The sequence below is a fragment of the Pseudidiomarina sediminum DSM 21906 genome (genome assembly GCF_000423165.1).
GTDB lineage: Bacteria > Pseudomonadota > Gammaproteobacteria > Enterobacterales > Alteromonadaceae > Pseudidiomarina > Pseudidiomarina sediminum.
The window spans coordinates 5,202-24,089 of sequence record NZ_KE383984.1 but is presented as its reverse complement, the minus strand read 5'-3'; the positions used below and the strand labels follow the sequence as shown (position 1 = coordinate 24,089).

Annotated in this window: 8 protein-coding genes and 7 pseudogenes; 8 read left to right on the top strand and 7 right to left on the bottom strand. The window is 46.6% G+C overall.

Annotated elements, in window-relative coordinates; all coding sequences use genetic code 11:
• Window positions 1-476 (bottom strand): annotated as a pseudogene (locus tag G535_RS14235) (hypothetical protein); the annotation flags it as partial.
• Between the two features lie 14 nt (window positions 477-490).
• Here G535_RS14235 and G535_RS0112445 point away from each other — a divergent pair.
• Window positions 491-1,566 (top strand): IS3 family transposase gene (locus G535_RS0112445; RefSeq protein ID WP_126775188.1). Its coding sequence is split into 2 segments (ribosomal slippage): window positions 491-740 and window positions 740-1,566, totalling 1,077 coding nucleotides; the frame shifts between segments, so codons are not numbered across the junction.
• Between the two features lie 178 nt (window positions 1,567-1,744).
• On the opposite strand, the gene G535_RS0112440 is transcribed toward G535_RS0112445, so the two are convergent.
• From G535_RS0112440 to G535_RS13715, 3 genes and pseudogenes are all read right to left on the bottom strand, one after another.
• Complete coding sequence (locus G535_RS0112440; protein WP_026862345.1) at window positions 1,745-2,317, bottom strand: hypothetical protein; 573 nt, start codon at window positions 2,315-2,317, stop codon at window positions 1,745-1,747.
• 10 nt (window positions 2,318-2,327) lie between these two features.
• Window positions 2,328-9,944, bottom strand: coding sequence for an FG-GAP-like repeat-containing protein (locus G535_RS0112435; RefSeq protein ID WP_169513610.1), 7,617 nt, complete (start codon window positions 9,942-9,944; stop codon window positions 2,328-2,330).
• A gap of 1,587 nt (window positions 9,945-11,531) precedes the next feature.
• Window positions 11,532-12,023 (bottom strand): annotated as a pseudogene (locus tag G535_RS13715) (IS3 family transposase); the annotation flags it as partial.
• An 8-nt stretch (window positions 12,024-12,031) separates the two neighbouring features.
• Here G535_RS13715 and G535_RS13710 point away from each other — a divergent pair.
• Window positions 12,032-12,583, top strand: a pseudogene (locus G535_RS13710) (IS256 family transposase); the annotation flags it as partial.
• Between the two features lie 125 nt (window positions 12,584-12,708).
• Here G535_RS13710 and G535_RS0112420 read toward each other — a convergent pair.
• Entirely contained in the window at window positions 12,709-13,146 is a 438-nt protein-coding gene (locus tag G535_RS0112420; protein WP_026862343.1) for a DUF4265 domain-containing protein, read from the bottom strand.
• 80 nt (window positions 13,147-13,226) lie between these two features.
• Window positions 13,227-13,481, bottom strand: a pseudogene (locus tag G535_RS0112415) (IS3 family transposase); the annotation flags it as partial.
• Between the two features lie 158 nt (window positions 13,482-13,639).
• On the opposite strand from G535_RS0112415, the gene G535_RS0112410 reads away from it, so the two are divergent.
• Together G535_RS0112410 and G535_RS0112405 are read left to right on the top strand one after the other, a co-directional pair.
• Complete coding sequence (locus G535_RS0112410; RefSeq protein ID WP_026862341.1) at window positions 13,640-14,284, top strand: hypothetical protein; 645 nt, start codon at window positions 13,640-13,642, stop codon at window positions 14,282-14,284.
• On the top strand, window positions 14,284-14,790 hold the full coding sequence (locus tag G535_RS0112405) for a hypothetical protein (RefSeq protein ID WP_026862340.1): 507 nt from the start codon (window positions 14,284-14,286) through the stop codon (window positions 14,788-14,790). The genes G535_RS0112410 and G535_RS0112405 overlap by 1 nt, the downstream gene beginning before the upstream one ends.
• A gap of 44 nt (window positions 14,791-14,834) precedes the next feature.
• On the opposite strand, the pseudogene G535_RS13705 reads toward G535_RS0112405, so the two are convergent.
• Window positions 14,835-16,120 (bottom strand): annotated as a pseudogene (locus G535_RS13705) (AAA family ATPase).
• A gap of 209 nt (window positions 16,121-16,329) precedes the next feature.
• Between G535_RS13705 and G535_RS14420 the strand changes: the two are divergent.
• The 4 genes and pseudogenes from G535_RS14420 to G535_RS13695 all read left to right on the top strand — a co-directional run.
• Window positions 16,330-16,482: pseudogene (locus G535_RS14420) on the top strand (RHS repeat-associated core domain-containing protein); the annotation flags it as partial.
• A 152-nt stretch (window positions 16,483-16,634) separates the two neighbouring features.
• Window positions 16,635-17,027 carry a hypothetical protein gene (locus G535_RS0112385; protein WP_034728641.1) on the top strand — a complete coding sequence of 131 codons (393 nt, stop codon included), beginning with the start codon at window positions 16,635-16,637 and terminating at the stop codon, window positions 17,025-17,027.
• A 212-nt stretch (window positions 17,028-17,239) separates the two neighbouring features.
• Window positions 17,240-17,938, top strand: coding sequence for a HEAT repeat domain-containing protein (locus G535_RS14200; RefSeq protein WP_169513609.1), 699 nt, complete (start codon window positions 17,240-17,242; stop codon window positions 17,936-17,938).
• Between the two features lie 78 nt (window positions 17,939-18,016).
• Window positions 18,017-18,888: pseudogene (locus tag G535_RS13695) on the top strand (IS3 family transposase); the annotation flags it as partial.

Here is an 18,888-nt window from a genome sequence, read left to right as displayed (position 1 = left end):
TTATAATCATACACCCGCCCGTTCATATGAATTAGCTCTAGCTCATCCAAGTGAAGATGGTCCGTAAAACCACGTCGCGTGAGAGCTATGTTCTCGATCCCACCAAACGCCATAACGTTCGCTAGACGAGGGCGATAGCCCGGCTCCATCTGCTGCCCTCCCATTGTCCGCGGTTTACCAAATGCATCATAATGCCGTCGGCCAACAACCTGTCCTTGATCGTCACTAAACGTGAGAGCACTTCCTAAGCGGTCCTTATGAAGATAACTTATTCGGTACCCACTCTCCTGACTAAAACTAATAATTGCAAAATCATCTAAATAAACTTTCCAACTACCACTGACGGTCTCTTCGTACACTTTATCAATTTCATATGTACTTGTGCCATTAATGGTCGTTTTTACGCGTTCGCGCTGTGACGTCTCCCCCAAGAATAGAACCATGACATCGATGAGATTTCCATTAAAATGGGTCAAGTGGAGATCTCAATATGAAAAAACGTTACAGCGAAGAACAAATTATCAAGGTCATCAAAGAGCATGAGGCCGGTGCTAAGGTTGAAGACATTTGCCGTCGCCTAGGAATATCAAACGGGACTTTTTATAACTGGCGCAGTAAGTATGCTGGTATGGAAGTCAACGAAGCGAAGCGGTTGCGCGAGCTTGAAGCTGAGAACACTAAGCTGAAGAAGCTCCTTGCGGAGAAAATGCTTGAGACGGAAGCCTTGAAGGATGTCGTGTCAAAAAAGTGGTAAAGCCCGCCAGCAAAAAGCTTGTGGTTACGCACTTAGTAGCCACCTTTAAATTTAGTGAGCGCCTTGCGTGCAAGTTGGTCGGGCTGAGTCGAACCGCTTATCGATATCAGCCTAAAAAGCGCCAAGATGAGCCTGTTACGGCTCGTTTAAAGGAGCTTGCAATTGAATATCCGCGGTACGGGTACTTGATGCTGCACGGTCTTCTGAAGCGCGAGGGATTAGTTAAAAACAAGAAGCGGACGTATCGTTTATATACGGAGCAAGGCCTTCAAGTGCGCACAAAGAAACGCAAGAAGCTGACACGCCCACGCGCCGTCATGGATGCGCCAACCGCGGTGAATCAACGCTGGTCGATGGACTTTGTTTCCGACCAATTAGCCAACGGGCGTCGTTTTCGGGTTCTGAATATTGTTGATGACTTTAGCCGCGAAATAGTTGGCCAGTTGATCTCGGTATCCATTTCAGGACAACAAGTGGCGCGATTTTTATCGCAAATCATCGAGACTCGTAACCGACCGGACTCAATTGTCTGCGACAACGGCACCGAGTTTACCAGCAAGGCGATGTTCTTCTGGAGCAAGACAAAAGGCGTCCGGCTGAGCTTTATTCAGCCTGGTAAGCCGACACAGAATGCATTTGTGGAAAGCTTGAACGGCAAGTTTAGAAACGAATGCTTGAATCAGCACTGGTTCAGAACTTTGGATGAAGCACGTTACGATATTGAACAGTGGCAGCGGCATTACAACGAAGAACGACCACACAGTTCACTGAATTATTTACCGCCAGTTGAATACGCAAAACAGGTGGCATAAAAACTGAAATCTCATTGAAAATATGGTGTTATTTCAGGGGAAAGGTCAGCTCCGTTAACTTTCCCCGATTATAACCGAAAATGGGAGTGTTTTGGAGATGGTGATGATTGCTAGTAATGCTGAAGTAGGTGTGGAACTGTGATGGCGGCCTAACGTTTCGACAGGCCACCAATACTAATTAATACCTACCCAAAAAACTTACGTTCGAAAAATCTAAGTACCCCTGAGCATTAACTAGATAGCCATTGGTAGCCATAATATATGCCGCATGTTGAATATTGATGAATGAGTCAGCCTTCAATTTGCATTCAAATTCAGTCTTTGACTCAAGGTCTGAGCATATAAAGTTATGCACCTTGAAATCGTCAAAACTTGTATAACCTAGCATTTCGTGAGAAATAGGGATTGTCAAATAGCGATTAAGGCCCACTTTCAATTTCAGTACATTTTGCTGACCAAGCTTCTTATCAAGTTGCAATAGGTTTAAATCATATACACCATCATTATGAATGATAGCAGTAAGTTCCCCATAGTTACTTCGGTTTTTTGTGTTAATGCCTGTTGCTTTGTACAGGAATCGAACCCATTCACTTTTTGGTATTAAAATAGTTAGAGTGTCGCCATCAAAATAACGAACAGTTAACGCTATGCGCTGCTTTCCAATAGCTTGCTGATGCAGAGCTTCCTCTTTCGTATCTGCATTAGCTTGCAATGTAAATGCTATTAAGAGTATGAATATAAATCGCAACATTTCTGCCACCTTATTTAATTGAGTTCATATAGTTGTGCATATCATCTTTCTTAAAATATGAACGCCTTATCGGTAAGCCTCGCTCGGCCCTATACCTATTTTCAACTAAAGAGTGTGGAACTATTTCTGTATATGTATTGGTTCCATTGACCCCAAATTGATTACCCGCCCTTGTGTGACCCAACTCTTGGGCGAGCAAAACATCCATTGACATTGAATTAACCACGCTACCTAGCATAAACGGGTTATTTTTAGCGACATGCGACCTAAACGCAGCAAGGTTTCGAGTGTAATATACCGTATCGGGAAATTCTGAGTCCTCACCATAATCGGCCATAAAGGCGAAACCAAGCGTTCCATTTTTCTTAGTGCGAGTGAACGTTGTATCTACTAAATCAAGTTTTGTGCCTGATTTTACGAAGTGCTCCAGCAGTGCTCGTCCTGTCTTGTGACCACTTAATTCAATTAATGCCGTTCTAACTTCATCAGGGACGGGGGATTTAATATCCGTATCCGATGAAATATCTTCCGTAGTGTGGTTTACATGGTTTTTGATAAAGTTATCAACAAACTTAGAGTCACCATCTACATTGGTACCAACCTCCCCAGGACCACCAATTGCCTCTCGCTCCTGCTCACCCGTGGCGACGCTGCGAGGGCTATGCCGCGCGCCGTTGGTAACCGCTGGACCGCCGTTGATCCAGATGGTTTCAGCAGCACGTCGGCCAACACTGCCTGCGTCACGGCGTTTCGGTTTCTGCTCGTTACCACACGCCGCTTTCTCAAGCGACCCAGCACCACACCAACGATAACCGCTCGGGTCGTTACCCGCCAGTGGATTGTTCATGATGTAGCTGTATGGGTTGTGGCTTTGGCTGTTCGCCGGCGCTTGAATAAACGGATCAACGCTTAAAAAGCGGCCCAGCTGATAGTCATAGCCACGACCATTCATGTGGATGAGCTTGGCGCCATCAATGTGCTCATGCCCGGTAAAGCCGCGCGGCGTAAACGGTGCGCCCTGGGTTAGGCTCGTGAGCGTTCCATTGCCCTCCACCATGCCACCATAGCGCGGTTTGCCAAAGGCATCAAAGCTGCGATGCTCCTGCACTTGATTTAACGCGTCGGTGAGTGTCACCACCGAGCCGAGGCGGTCGCGCAGCACGTAGCGTAGGCTATGACTGCTGGTGCTGGCGGTCTCACTACGCCGGACGAGTGCCACACCGGCAATATCTGTGCGTGTGACCGTGTCCGTGCTCGTCAGTTCAACTTCCACGTCACCGTCGACGTAGTGCGTGGTGCGCGTGCTACCGCCGGTCGTACTCACCTTCTTGTAACGCTCGCCATTGGCGGCGTAGAAGAACTCCACCACACCACTGCCAGTGCTAATACGTTTAGGTTTACCCGAGGCCGTGTAGCTCAGCGTCACCCCATTACCACTAATTCGCTGCCCGGCAGCATCGTAGTTATAGGTGCGCGTGCTACCATCGAGCAACACCGCCCGCGACACCGCATGCGGCCCCGCATTACTGTTCGCCGCACCGCCGTTGCTGGTGCCGTAGTAAAGCGCAGTGGCGTAGTCGCTCTTCTCCAACAAGTTCCCCGCCGCATCATACGCGTAGTTCACGGTGGTATCTGGCACCGGCTCGTTACTGAACACCCGCGTCGCACTCACCAAGCGTTGCAAGCTGTCGTAACTGTAGCTCTCGGTGCTTTGCTTCATGCCATAGGCGTACACCACTTGGTGCTGACTTAGATTATCAAAATCACCATAGCTATAGTTCAGCTCGTGCACCGCGCCTGCTAACGCACTGCTCGCAACTATCGATTGTATTTGGCCGCTTGCGCTGTAGCTTGCGCTTGCCGTCAATGTGCCACTGTTATAGCGCTGCAACGTGATATTCCCCAGCGCATCATGGCTTTCTACATCTTGATAGCTAAAGTCCGATTGCGCATTGCGCAAGTGCAAAAGGTACCCGCGACTGTCATACCCATACGCCAACTTAATACCACTGGCTAACATCCGCGCTTTCACCCGCCCGAGTCGACTATCGTACTCAGTTGCCACTTGGTAGACATCACCGTCTATCGTGATGGTTTTACCAACCTCGCGGCCATAGGCGTCGTAATGGAACACCACTTCATGGCCCGCGCGGGATTGCTCAGCCGGTAAACCTATACCGTTGGGTTGACTGTCGTATGTGAACATTGCCACCCCCTCCGTTGATGAAGCCTCACGAGTGACGCGGCCAAGTCCGTCGTAGCGATAGGTAATACTTTCACCATTGGCTTTAGTCACCATTTTAACTTCACCAAAACCGGTATAGGTATAGTTTACTCGACCAAGATTAGGATCATCTACGAAAAGCTTATTCCCCAGCCCGTCATAGCTGGCATAGGTGATATTTTGCTGTACATCTTCAATGGTTACCGTATTCCCACGACTATCATACGCATAGCGTGTAACACCGCCCATACTATCGACGGTTTGCATTAACTTACCGTCACTCGCTAACGTCCGCGACATCGACAACTGAGCTCCGTGCGATGCATTAATCGTCGTCTCATGACCATTGTGTGTGTAAGTCACCACAATGGAGCCGCTGCTGGCAGGCATCGTTTTTTGCGTCATACGGCCTAAACGGTCGTAGGCGTACGTTGTTGCACTGCCGCCGCTGCTACTAAAACTAGGAAGCGTCTCGCTTATGAGTTGACCACGGGCATCATAGCGTTGTTGCGTGTAACGTCTACGCGCATTAAACCCATCAATCGCGGTCGCAACCTCTCGTCCTTGACTGTCTAAATAGACGTGTTGTGATGGCGTGCCTTCTTGGTGTGTAAAACGGTAAAACTTAGCGCGGTTGGTAGGGCAGCCGCCGTAACACCATTGCAACCCTTCATAGCGGGTAGGACTGCCCTGGCGGGTGCTTGATGTCTTTTGACCAAAATCATCGTAAGTGAAAGTTTCAATAACTCCATTGGCATCTGTAATTTGAGTGGGCTTACCATGTACGGCGTCAACCGTTTGTGTGATGGTGTGCCCGACACCATTACGAATCGACGTCACAAAATAACCATCATTCGAGTAGCTATAAATTTGCTCACGCTTTGAAGAGTAACTCTCTGAATTCTGAATGCGCTCCGGCAGTCCATATTGTGTATAAGAGGTCGTCTTATAACTATAGCTCGTCGCATTTGAGCCTTGCGTCTGAACGATATACGGCTGCCGCCCTGAATTGCCCCACCAACGCGAGTAAGTATAATTGATTGTTGTTACTTGCTCATCGTTACTTTCGGCTCGCAGTACACTACCGACGGAAGTGTCCCGGCTTAATGTGCGCGTTGTTATTTCCTTACGCGTCAGCTTATTAATCCACCACGTATAGGCACTGTTTGAATAGGTTCGTTCGGTTATCTTTTCAACCGATTGAAACCCGTCGAATACAACCTCGGTAGACTTAAGTATATTGCCGAATTTATCCACGTCACTTGGCGCAATTGTAGTTGTCCGCTGCTCTAACATTGTACCTTGGCTGTTACTATCAAATTTTTTGTGTTCGACAAAACTTGGATACGACCAGTACAGCCCCTCATCATCAGTCGGACCTACTTCATAGACATAATCACTCGACGATAGCGGTGCAACGGAGCCATTACGACATGCATGCAGCGACACTTCCAATTTGCACACCCGAACATGTTCAAGTCTTCCAGCTAGCGGGAAGAGCTGGCTAAACTCACTAATACTTCGCGTTTGTCGCGTAAAATCCTCAACGGTTATTTCTCGGAAGCCTTGGAAACCTCTTCCTGCACTATTGTAGATGGCTTCTGCGTAACTGTAACGGTAATGGTTCTCGCCACCAATTCCGTTACTTTGGGAGGCTTCGGAAACAACGTACATTGATGAAGTAAAATAGAAGTAATCATTATTTATATCCTCAGCAATGTAACGCTCCGACAACTCCGAAGGCACTGAGTAAAAAGGTTGGTTTACACGGTCATCTAGCTTGGCGGACAACGGATGGTATTGCCACGAATGGCGATTCCCAAGCCCATCCGTTGCCGACTCAAGGGTATCCACAAGCTTGCCGTCATGACTTCCATAGCCAACCGTATTCAATCGCTCTATATAACCATCTGAAGTGGCATTCGAACTCCCAGTTCTCGTCACAGTCAGATTGACTTGGCTATATAGCTGCCCCGCCACAGAGAAAACTTCATTAACCGAGGTTGCATAACTAAATCCCGAGGAATTGACATAGGTAAAATCTAAGTAGCCATTATTATCAATATCATGAAGTTTCAACGCTGAATACGCTGCGCCAGATTGTGTTGTAAGTCCCCCTATGGGGGCTTCGACAACATTAGAGAAAATTCGTGCGGTCGCGTTCAAGCCTTGCGGGTCAATGGCCGACCACTGGAAACGACGCATGTCGTAACGGGCCCAGTCATGCGCAAAATTGCCCACATACCCCTCAGTATCAACATAGACTTTTTCTTCATGTAAATCATTACCACATAACTGCACTTCAGTATACGTTGTCATCCCCCCCCGAATACCGCGAAAGTCAACGCACACCGTATCCGTTGATTGCGTAGCGACAAGGAGTTCATCCTGCCCATCACGATCAATGTCGCCAACGCGCAAACCACCATGCTTGGCTTGCAGCCTTACCATTGGATCGCCAACTAAATCTATTCCAGTTTTTAATTCGATTCCTTCCCCAGGTGCGAATGAGATCGCCGAATCAAAATTCCGATCACCCCGATTTAGATGCACGGACCACGCATAACTACCATTCAAATCTACCGGAAAAACATAGTCTTGCAAGCCATCGCCATTGAGATCAGCAAAGGTATACTGATGATTAAAATGATTTGTTGGAAGGCCCATTGCCGTAGCACTTTCCACTTGACTCACAAAATAAGCGCCTTGATTATCAACATCGCCAAAGGCGACGCGAAGCTCAAGCTGTTTTGCTGTCTTTTGCAACGTTAAAACCAAATCCAAAATGCCATCACCATCAACATCTTGCAGATCAAACTTTTCACGTTGCGTGCGATTATTGATACTACTTAAACTTAAAGCGGCAACAGGTTCAGGTGTATTAAAAGCAACTTCTTTCGCGCCAGTATTTTCGATAAAATGCACGATATTATTCTCGTCAGCATAGACAAGATCCTGCCAACCATCGCCATTCATATCCGCTACTTTAAGTGTGCTACTAGCGACAACACCCGCCGACCAAATGGCTTCAGAGCCGTTGATTTTAGAGCCTATTTGCGTAATACCATCAAGCGCACCATTGAATTGGTAAACCGCCAACCCGCCCGCTTTCGGAATAAGAAAATCTGTCACTCCGTCGTTGTTGAAATCGCCCGACTGATAATAGTAAATGCCATTTGCAATATCGCTTGCTTGGCTGACACCATCATAAGTCAAAGTGTAACCTGTTGCTGCATTTCGGTATATTCTCACACCAAACCCTGAGAAAGTACCACCTGTATAGACTGGATTCAGAAGAATCTGCTCAAGCAAGCCGTCCCCGTTTAAATCGATTCGCTTGACCCGTTGCATATTTTGTACTGGAGAACTTTCCGAAGCATTCAATGCTAATGATTCGTTTTGCCACGCCAAAATTGGGCGATGTGTTTCAAAGGTTGTTGGACGTAAACAGTTCTGCGTCGAACAGACGGTAACTTTTTGCAGTATGCTGCGGTTAGCAAAGTCGCTTACGACATAGCCGAGTGTATAATTCCGCTCTGGCTGGCCACTGACTTCGGTTTGAATGTATTTTAAGCGCTTTGTAGTTGTTCGGAACCCGCCCGCGAGCCAATAGGTTTGCTCCGTTAGCGCATCTTCATAGGTAAAGGTGACGCTACGATCGCCAGGAGAATCCTCGAAGCCAGTATATTGAATAGCACGCAATAAAAACTCGCCTGCACCAAACTCGCCATAACTATAGTGAATGGCGTTACCAAAATCATCTTGTTCACGTGACAGCGCCCACGTGTGGATACCATTATGCATGGCTAGCCGATGTTTGGCGTCAGCAGTATTGCCGAAATAAAGTGTTTGATTTCCCTTAGTTTGCGCAACAAAGTAGGCATTTGAGAGTGCGCCATATTGCTCGACTTTTGTAAAATTATCGAGTTCCGTTCGGTAAATAGCGCCAGATTGACCGTATGTCCCACTTACGATCATCAGCTTTTGTCCGTTTAAACAGAGTCGATCTTGGCTATCCATTCGAACTGTTCGACGATACCCATCTTGCGCCACTGTCGCAGAACATCGGCTAATCGCACCACCGCCCGCTAAATGCCAGCCAAAACCAGCGACTCCTTCGCCGCCTCGGGATGAGTAATTAAGTGAAAGTTCAGGTTGAACCCCACGTCGTCCGGGTGGCACGTCAATGGCAATCCGGTACTTTGCGACACCACCCTCAACCGAGCCGTGTCCTACAATAGTGCCTACCGAGGCATCATGTGACGTACCATCTACATAACCACCCGCCGCATCGGCGACAGTTCCGCCTTGCGCAGCCCACGCATCACCAAAATTAACCAGCGTTCCGAAAGACATTGTGGCATTGCTACATTTAGCTCCGCCGTCTGGAAGCTCATTACAGGCGCGAATACGGTGGAACCAAGTGCCTTCCTGATCAACACTACTGCTATGCGAAAGCCCCTGCACGTCCTGCCACGGACTCCATGTCCCTTGTTCCAAGCGCTGGGAAAGCTGGTAATAGTCCACGTAATTACTATTTGATGCACTCCATTGAACTTGTACTGTATGCGACTCAACTTCGGCTGGCACATTGACCGTTGCAACTGCTGTCGGTGCTGCATGGTTGACAGTAACGGTATTACTTGTGACAGAGCCGCTACACCCTATACTATTACAGGCGCGAACTCGGTAACTCCACTGCCCATCAGGCTTGTTATCAAAGGTAACACTGGTGTCCGCACCGACTTGTACCCATGTTTCAAAGTCCGGACTTTCACTGTATTGGAAATTGGCACTGCCGTTGTGCTGCCAAGACAGAGCATAGCTCCCTGAAGGGCTTGAGCTAGGAACAACTACTTGAGTCGGTGCATCAGGTTCCTTCAAGACTTCAACTCTACCCGCCAAGTAGGTATAGTCGCTGCACACCGCAGCAGCACATGCGCGCACGCGGTAGCGCCACTCACCTGCAGATTGTACACTTTGGCTATACTGACGGTTACCGCCATGATATACCACCAGCCAACTTTCATAGGCTGGATTCGATTCATAGGCGGCTTCTTCTAAGTAATACGTGACCGCATTACCGCTAACGGCGCTCCAATTGAGCGTATAGCCTGCGTCTCCTTCAACCGACAAAGTACTTGATGTCAAGGTTGCCGGAGCATCTAATGCTCGCTCCACGGTCACCGGGGCCGTTGCAACTCGAGCGGCACTGCATCCATAACTATTGCATGCTTTAATGGCGTAATGCCATTGACCATCGGCTACATCAGTAACATTTTGGGTCAGAACATCACCTACATTCTCATAGCTCCAAGCACCATACGCTGCGGTATTATTTGTACGATAACGTGCGCCTAATTCATAATGAGTAGTCTCAACCTCAACACTAGACCAACTCAAAGTAAAGCTCCCATCGTCATCATTGTTGGGTGTGTTTATACTGGCGGGTGATGTTGGAATGGTGCCGACCTCGAATGGTGCGCTTTTATTGCTATAGCTACTACAAACGTTTTGCATGTAGTAAGTGTCATGATCACAAGCCCGCACCCTAAATCGGTGCTCGCCTTCACCTAGCCCCGCATAGTCTTTTTCGAGCTGAGAAGCCGCTACCGGTGATGTAGATATTGCAGCACCCTCATGGAACCGTTCGATCTCATAATACCCCTGAGCATTACCATCACTGACGATCCCATTCGGACTCATCCAAGAAACCCGAACACTGCCTGATGGCCCATCTTGAGAGGATAATATAGGCGCCTCTGGAGTCGACGGCGCAAAAACTACAACAATTTCTTCTGTATATTCAGTGGATTGACTACAACCGCTTAAATTACAGGCGCTTACACGATATTCAAAGTGTCCTTCGGCAGATGCAGAGGCTTGATATGAAGTTTGCGTTGTTGTGGTAACAAGCTGCCAATTCGAGTACGAACCTCCACCTCTAGGTTTACTTCTTGACGATATTTCATACTCAATAAGATTCCCAGTAGCGCTCGTCCACGTCAGTGTGTACTGTGACGATGTTACCGTAGAAGTAGGTCCACTTGAGAAACTTACTGTGCTTGGAATTCGAAGCACACTGACTGGTGAAGGCGCTAGCGCTCGAGCGCTACAGCCGCTTGAATTACAGGCCTTAACAGCAAATTCCCAAACACCATCTTGTAGATCATTGAACGTTTGGCTTTCCGCATTGGTTTGCGTTTCTGTCCAGCTTCCAAATATACCTCCATGAGGTTTATGGCGTTTCTGCACGATATAATGCGTCGCCACGGTACCTTCACCCTTAAACCATGACAAAGCAAACGTTCCTGTCGGACTTGTTGTCGCTGACAACGATAAGTTAGTTGGAACTCCGGGCAACCGAATAATCTCAACGGGCGAACTCATTCCGCTCCAACTACCGCATACCGCAACTCCCATATAACTGTCATGGTTACATCCTTTAATACGGTAGGTATAACTCCCATTCCATTTATTGGTTACTTGATAAGAGATTTGTGATGAACTGAGGTTTTTTGTCGATGCCAACAATCCATGTTTATACTCTTCAAGTACATAACCCCACGCTTCGAGACCAGATTCCACCATGTTAGAAGACGGAGACCAAGAGACGGTATAACTACCATCAGAGCTCGAAAGTGTCGAAACCTCAGGTTGACCAGGGCGGCCTGGTGTTGGCGGTGGGTCGTTAGGACAGTTAAAACTCGCAGTAGAAACTTGTCCGTTTGTCTGGGTTTTCAGTGAACCCGCTCCACTACTCAAAAATGAATCGCCGTTAGATAACGGTTGTACGCAGTCATTACCACCTGCGAAAGCTGCTGGAATCACAGTCGACAATAGACAAACAGCAAATAGCATCGTTAATACACGTGTACGCTTTTTTACATAATTCATATCATTGCTTACGATTTTTTGTTTACCCCCCTTGTAACACTAACAAAACAATCTAGCAAACTTTTGTATAAATACTGTTCCTTAGACTTTTTATCAACAGAGGTTATATTTTGAGCCACAATGTAAGTGCCGACTAAACTCGGACACCTTTTTAGTTAATTTCTCGGCTTTTGCCGGTGGTAGTCCATCGTTAAATTGATGCGGTTGTTCCCAGTTGTAATAGTTCATTAGGAAGTAACTCACATCGCGTTTTGCTTCAACTGCTGAAAGGTAGCCAGTCGTTGGCATCCATTCAGACTTTAAACTTCTAAAAACACGCTCCATGGGGCTGTTGTCCCAACAATTTCCGCGACGGCTCATGCTCTGTACCATTTGATAACGCCACAGCCGTTGGCGGAACTTACGCGCGCCATACTGAGAGCCTTGGTCGCTATGGAACATCACGCCTGGCTTTCCACGCATCTCATACGCCATATCTAGGGCTCGTGCAGCGAGCTCAGCATCAGGTCGTGACGACATTGACCAACCAATGGCTCGGCGAGCAAACAAATCGATGACAACCGCGCAATAATGCCAACTATCCTGCCAGAGGGGGCGTGCAGGATATTCTCATTGCCTGCGTAGATGGCTTAAAAGGCTTCCCTGAAGCCATTGAAAATATCTACCCAAAAACCGAGGGGCAACACTGCATCATTCATCAAATTCGCAACTCGATGAAATACGTTGCCAGAAAGAACCAGAAAGCCTTTATGGCGGACTTGAAGTGCGTTTACAAAGCGGTGACACTCAGCGCCGCAGAAAGCGCTTTCGACGACTTAGAAGCCAAATGGGACGACAAATACCCCATTGTTATCAAGTCTTGGCGCAATAAATGGTTCACGCTCTCTACTTACTTCAAATACCCAGACTACGTGCGCACCGCCATTTACACGACCAACGCCGTTGAGGCTGTGCATCGCCAGTTCCGTAAACTCACCAAAACCAAAGGTGGCTTTACCAACGAGAACAGCTTGCTCAAGCTGCTTTATGCGGGTATGTTAAAAGCGTCTGAGCGTTGGTCGCACCCAGTGCAGAACTAGAACCTGACACTATCGCAACTGAGCATCCACTTCGAAGGCCGACTGGATGATCATATCGACCTATGAAAACTTGGCTGACACAGAATATTGAACACCCTCAATTTCTAGCGATAATGAGCTGGCTGCCTAGCCCCAGATACAACAAAGCCCGCTGTGCGGGCTTTATCATTTACAAGTTATACGTGATTTGATTAATGGCGAATAGATGCCTCTTCGTACTCTAATATATCCTCTTGTTCTTTCTGATCTAAGTACTTTTGAATAGTGGAGTAGTCACAGTTTTCTGGTATATCCACAGCAAATAGCCCCTCAATATGACTTAATTCAGAAGAACAACCTAAGCTAGAAAGATGATTTCTCACTTCCATAACTTTTGATGTATCAAAGCAAATCACTCTTAGTGTTGAGTTGTCTGACTTCTTAACAACTGAGCGAAACCACAATTCACCATTCACATTATCTGCTTCTACTATATCTCCATAGCTAATCCCCTGAACAAAGAATGGGATATTATCAATCTCGTAATTACTACCACTTGGCAGTGCCCAAAGACTTTCATAGTCATCAGGTGGATACCCATCCTCATCTTGAACTAGCTGAAATAGCACTTTTTCGTGTTTATTTGTCATATTTAAGTTCTTATGGTGCATCTGGCTTCTTAGGCTCAGGAACCTTATCTGATTTTTCTCTGTGAATCGCCACCGATAACTTAGACACTTCTCAGCTGTTCTTGGTAACGGCTCTCATACTCTACTGGTGACAGCAGGTTATTGGAACCGTGTTTGCGTTTGCTGTTATAAAACATCTCGATGTAATCAAAGATATCACTTTTGGCATCACCTCTTGTTGAGTAGATCCTTCGTTTGATACGTTCACGTTTCAGCAACTGGAGGAAGCTCTCGGCAATAGCATTATCATGGCAGTTGCCTCGCCTGCTCATGCTACCTTCCAGTCCATTAGCTTTCTGGATACGCTCCTGAGGAAGAGGTTAAAACAAAGACCTTTACAGTTCAGAAGACAGGTAGTCGTATCAAACACAAAGTTACAGCCAGCGCGTCCTCAAATGGCAGTGGTGGCGCTACAGTTACATTTAGTGGGAGTAATGGCGCTGCGGTTAGTTCGGTGAAAAACTCTGTTTCGAACGCACTATCTGGGGCTGGTTATAACGTAGCTGATATTGGATCTCAGGGAGAGATTGCAAAATCGGATGCTAACCCTCAAGTCAGTCCGGGCGGTGGAGGAAATTCACAAGACATTGAACCGTTCAAAGTCTCTACAACCATCGATAGAGAGAATGCAAGTGATATTGACCAACAAGGTTTAGAGTTGACCGAAAGAATGGTTGATATGACCAAACGGGCGATCGAGAAGTCTGGTGATGAGGATCTCATTGAGGAAATGAATAATACTGAATTCATTTACGATCCTACACATAAGGTCTTTGAAAGGAATCCTGATGTTGCGGCCTTCAGATATGCAAATGAAGAAAGTACTACCATCTATGTATGGCGGAAGCTTGTTGATGTAAACGACCCTGATTTGCGCTTTCCATATCACGGAACAACCATACGTGGTGGCGATACAGGCCTTCTATTTGTTAGGCTGCATGAGTTTGGGCACGTTGTCGGAAGGCAATATGCCAAGCAATGGTCGTCGAGCAAAAAAGAACGATTTGCTAATTCGTTTGCCAAAAAGCATTACCCTCGAAGGCTATCTGGAACCAAGGTAAATAGGCGTGATATTAAGTTTGCGAGGGGGGATAAATAGTGAAATTCGTATTTTCAATTTTATGGCTGATTATTTTGACTATGAACTTACAAGTACACGCCAGTGAATATCATTACGATAATTACGGTTTAGACTCAGAACGTTGGCAACTGCCTCGCACATATTACTTTAACTTAGACGATAAATATTTACTCGATCCAACTGGCGAATACTTTGATTTGTCCATTTGCTCTCTTTCTGGCTATCAAACCTGTTTGAAGTCTGGGCTTTTTAAGCTTTTTATTAAGGAAGGTGTATTGAAAGAGGGTGAAAATTGGATTGCAAATGAGACTAAATTTGTTGCTGAGAAGAAGTTGAATATGCAATTTCATGGCAAATCTCAACAAGTCTACTTAATAAGTAGTAAGCCGAATGAACACCTAAAATATCAGTTTTATTATTCGTTGGATAATGGGTTGATTGGTTTGTCGATAACATATCTCGATGATGATCAGACTGAATTTTATCTACTAAGAGAAGCCAAAGGATTAGGCGCTTCCAAGTAATTTAAGGTAAATGCCCGCATCAGCGGGCTTTGTTGTTTCTGGGGCTAAGCAGCTAGCTCGTTATCGTTAGTGATCTGCGGTGTGGCTTCCTGCTCTGCTTGTTGTTCGGCAATGTACTCACTGGCCATGGCTTTGTGCTTATTGATGCTCATACACCGGGCTAAAGTCTTCAGACGTGTTTCAGCTTCAGGCGTTTGGCCTTTATCGGCTTGACCACTTTGGGCATCTAACTCTTGGCCGTTGACAAACCAATGACATTGGTCTTTATGACGACTGCCGGCCACATAGCTTGCGGCTCTGTCCATGGCGGTGGTGTACAGCACAAAGGTATCGCCATCCACGGTGGCACCTTGGCTTGAGTACACCGTACACGCATAGGCTTGCACCAATTGCAGCCTGCCTTGTTCATCGGAGTAATCCGACTGATAAAAGCTGACGGTACGGCCTGAGTCGAGTTTCACCGTAAAGCTAATATCATCTTTTAGCTGTAACACCTGAGTAATGGTGCCTTGCTCGCCGTTGGTGAAATCCTGCTTGTAATCGTTTTTGGTAAAGCGTACTCGCTCACCCTTTGAGAACGCAAAATACAGGCTCTGATTGGATACCACGCATTCGGTTAGGATGTTCTCTGTGCCCAGTTTTCCTTGCTCCTGAAAGACGGTGCGCACTAAGTCATTGAGCGGTTTAACGTCTTTCCAACGCTGCGCCATTATCATGGCTTGCTTGTCGGGGTTGGCCTCGGTGTAGGCTTGCCAGTGTTTCACCAATTGCTCACGGGCGTTTTGGCTGTCTTGCTCGATATGCAGCAAGCCCTTGCCCTGAAAGCTACCCAGCGCCGCTTTGGCATTGCCTGCACGTAAATCGTTCACGGCATTACGTGCCCATGCTTCGCGTTGTCTGCGAATGGTCTCAATTCGCGCACAGCCTTGGCGCTGTGACAGGTAGCGTAAGCTGCCGCCATGGGTTATCGCATCCATTTGTTGTTGTTCACCTACTAACACGAGCTTGGCTCCAGCGTTGTGCGCGGCCTGCATCAATTGCAGTAAATCCGGGGTGCCAATTGCCCGGCTTCATCCAGCAATATCACCGTATCTTTAAATTTGGCTTGGCTGTTGCCTTTGCTAAGCTCGTTTAATAGGCTCGCCAAGGTCGTGCTTTCAATGCCCGTATCCTTTTCAAGTTGCTGGGCGGCCTGTCTGGCCACGGTGGCACCACGGACGGTAAACCCTTGTGATTGATACGCTAAACGCATGGCCTGCATTGAGGTGGATTTCCCAGCCCCGGCACGGCCTTGAATGATATCCAAACTTGACTGACACACCGAAAACACAGCTTCGACTTGTTCATCCGAGAGGGCAAAGCCTTGCTGCTGACCTTTGGTAAGGCCTGAGATTTCCCGACACCTTTTATGCTTTAAATGCGCCTCTAGGAAAATTTTGTCAACAAGGTAAACTAAGTCTAGAAATATTGCTCTTTAACACTGCTGTTCTCTAGGCCAAAACGCTTCCAACAGGTGGACGCACGTCAGGTTCGTTCTTTCATATGAACGGGCGGGTGTATGACTATAATTTGGGTAGATTCCTCAGCGTAGACCCCTTCATACAAAGTCCGGCCAATTCGCAAAGCATTAACCCGTACAGTTACATCATGAACAATCCTCTTGCTGGAACCGATCCTACAGGTTACTGCGCAGCCGAAACGGGAACACGGATCAAATCTTGTGTTGATGTAGAGGTGAAAGATGCTGATACCGGCAAGGTGTTGGGTACTAAGTCAATGAATGCTAAGCACAGTAATTTTGCTGGAAATGTAGCAAGTTGGGTAATGGTGCTCAGATTACGGGCATGTCTGCCACCATGAAAAATGGTAATACCGTAGATCTAATGTCACAAAGCTCTCAAAATATTCAACAAGTTGGGCAATCAATTACGAATCACGGAAATGAATCTCCAGATAAAGAGAAGTTTGATGATCTTGCTGGAATCGGTATTACAGGCCGTCGCTCTGCGATACCAGATTATGTTGACGGAAAGAAAGAGATTGTAAGTGTTGATAATTACGAGCAAACCGAAATAGATCCCGGGGCAGATCAAGTTTCAATAGTTTTGCCAACTAACCCCAAGCCAACATCAGGGGGAAATTTACCCAGCATGCCTTTGATGAGGCTCCCATCTATGCCTATTGGGCCTGAAATACAATTTGATTGGAAAAAAATCGATCTGACATTGGGTCTATGACGTCACGGCCACGACATACTCATGGACTCGTTACTGGCCTGCATTTAGCCCCGAGTTAAAGCGCACGATAAGGTGGGAAGAACAAAAGTTCAGAACAGATATTATTAGAGTACCTATTGATAGAGGTCCATTAAGACAATACAAGATGGGACCTAAGCTGGGAACGAACAGTCTGCCGTTTAAAGTCAATATGTCACCATCAATATCGCCAAATGGATATTAATATGAAGATGATAAAAGCATTGTTTTTGCTCATATTAATGAACAGCTTTACTGTTCAAGGGTATGAGGGAAATTTGAAAAGCGTGTATTCAGTTTTGGAAGAGTTTAATCTTCAAGCGGGTACAAATGAAGTTAATGAACAGTTTGTTTTTACGTATGCTGTAAGGGCATCCAACGCGCTGAGTATTGACTGGTCTTCTGGTAATAAGAAAGATACGTCTGATGAGTTGCTTAGGCTATGGGAAGGAAAATCTGAACTTAATGCTCTTGACTCAATAGGGTTGCTTAAGTCTACTCGATTTAAGGTTGAGTTGGCTGGCTACCTAGGAGCTGGCATTGATAAGTGCTTAGTTACTTACGATAAAAATGTGCTTAGGTTTTTTGTTGTTAATTATCTGGAAGACCGAAATGCCAGAATGAGGATTGCTGCCATAAGAAACCTTGGGTTTGTAGGCAACAACCAAGACATTGAGTACTTATCAAAAGTTGTAAAAAAACAATTAGAGGGCTGGTCTCAGCATGCCGCTAGTTCTCTGGATCTTATAGGTACCAAGGAGTCGGTTGGTGCTTTAATCAAGTTACATGATGAAGTTACTGATCCAGCGCTGCATGATTTTATGGACTCTATAACAAGTCAATACAGTAACGGGGTTAAACTGGCATCCAGTTGCAACTTAAGCAATAATTGACGGTACAAAGCCCACACTCGTGGGCTTTGTTGTATCGAAAGCTAAGCAGCCAGCTCATTATCGTTGGTGATCTGCTGTTATGCTTGGGTCAAAAAGTACGGCCCTGATTCTAAACAGCATAATGAATTGAACGACGCGCAAGCTGAAATAAGAAGGTTACAAAAAGAGCTAAAACGAACAACAGAAGAGCGTGACCTGTTGAAAAAAGCCGCGGCATACTTCGCAAAGCAATCCGACTGAGGTATGCCTTTATCAAAGAGCACTCGGACAGTTGGCCCGTTCGTTGGTTATGCAGAATGTTGGATGTTCACCCCAGCAGTTATTATGCCTGGTGCAACAAGCCTCACTCGAAGCGTCACAAAGCCAATCAACGCCTAACAGGATTGATTAAACAGTTTTGGCTCGAATCAGGGGGGTGTATATGGTTACCGCAAGATCCATTCAGATTTACGGGACGTGGGTGAAGCTTATGGCATTAACCGTGTACATCACTTAATGCGTTCAGAGGGGCTGAAAGCTCAGGTAGGCTATCGCAAACCTCGCCATCGTGGCGGAGTGAGGCACATTGTTGTCCCGAACAGATTACAGCGACAGTTTAACCCTATAGCCCAAGATGAGGCATGAGTAACTGATATCACGCATATCCGAACACACGAAGGCTGGTTGTACCTTGCGATGGTTGTAGACTTGTTCTCGCGCAAAGTAATTGGTTGGTCAATGCAATCACGCATTACAAAAGATATCGTTCTTAATGCGCTGCTAATGGCGGTATGGAGGCGTAATCCTAAGCAACAAGTATCGGTGCATTCCGATCAGGGAAGCCAGTACACTAGTCACGACTGGCAGACATTCCTCAAAGCTAATGGACTGGAAGGTAGCATGAGCAGGCGAGGCAACTGCCATGATAATGCTATTGCTGAGAGCTTCTTCCAGTTGCTGAAACGTGAACG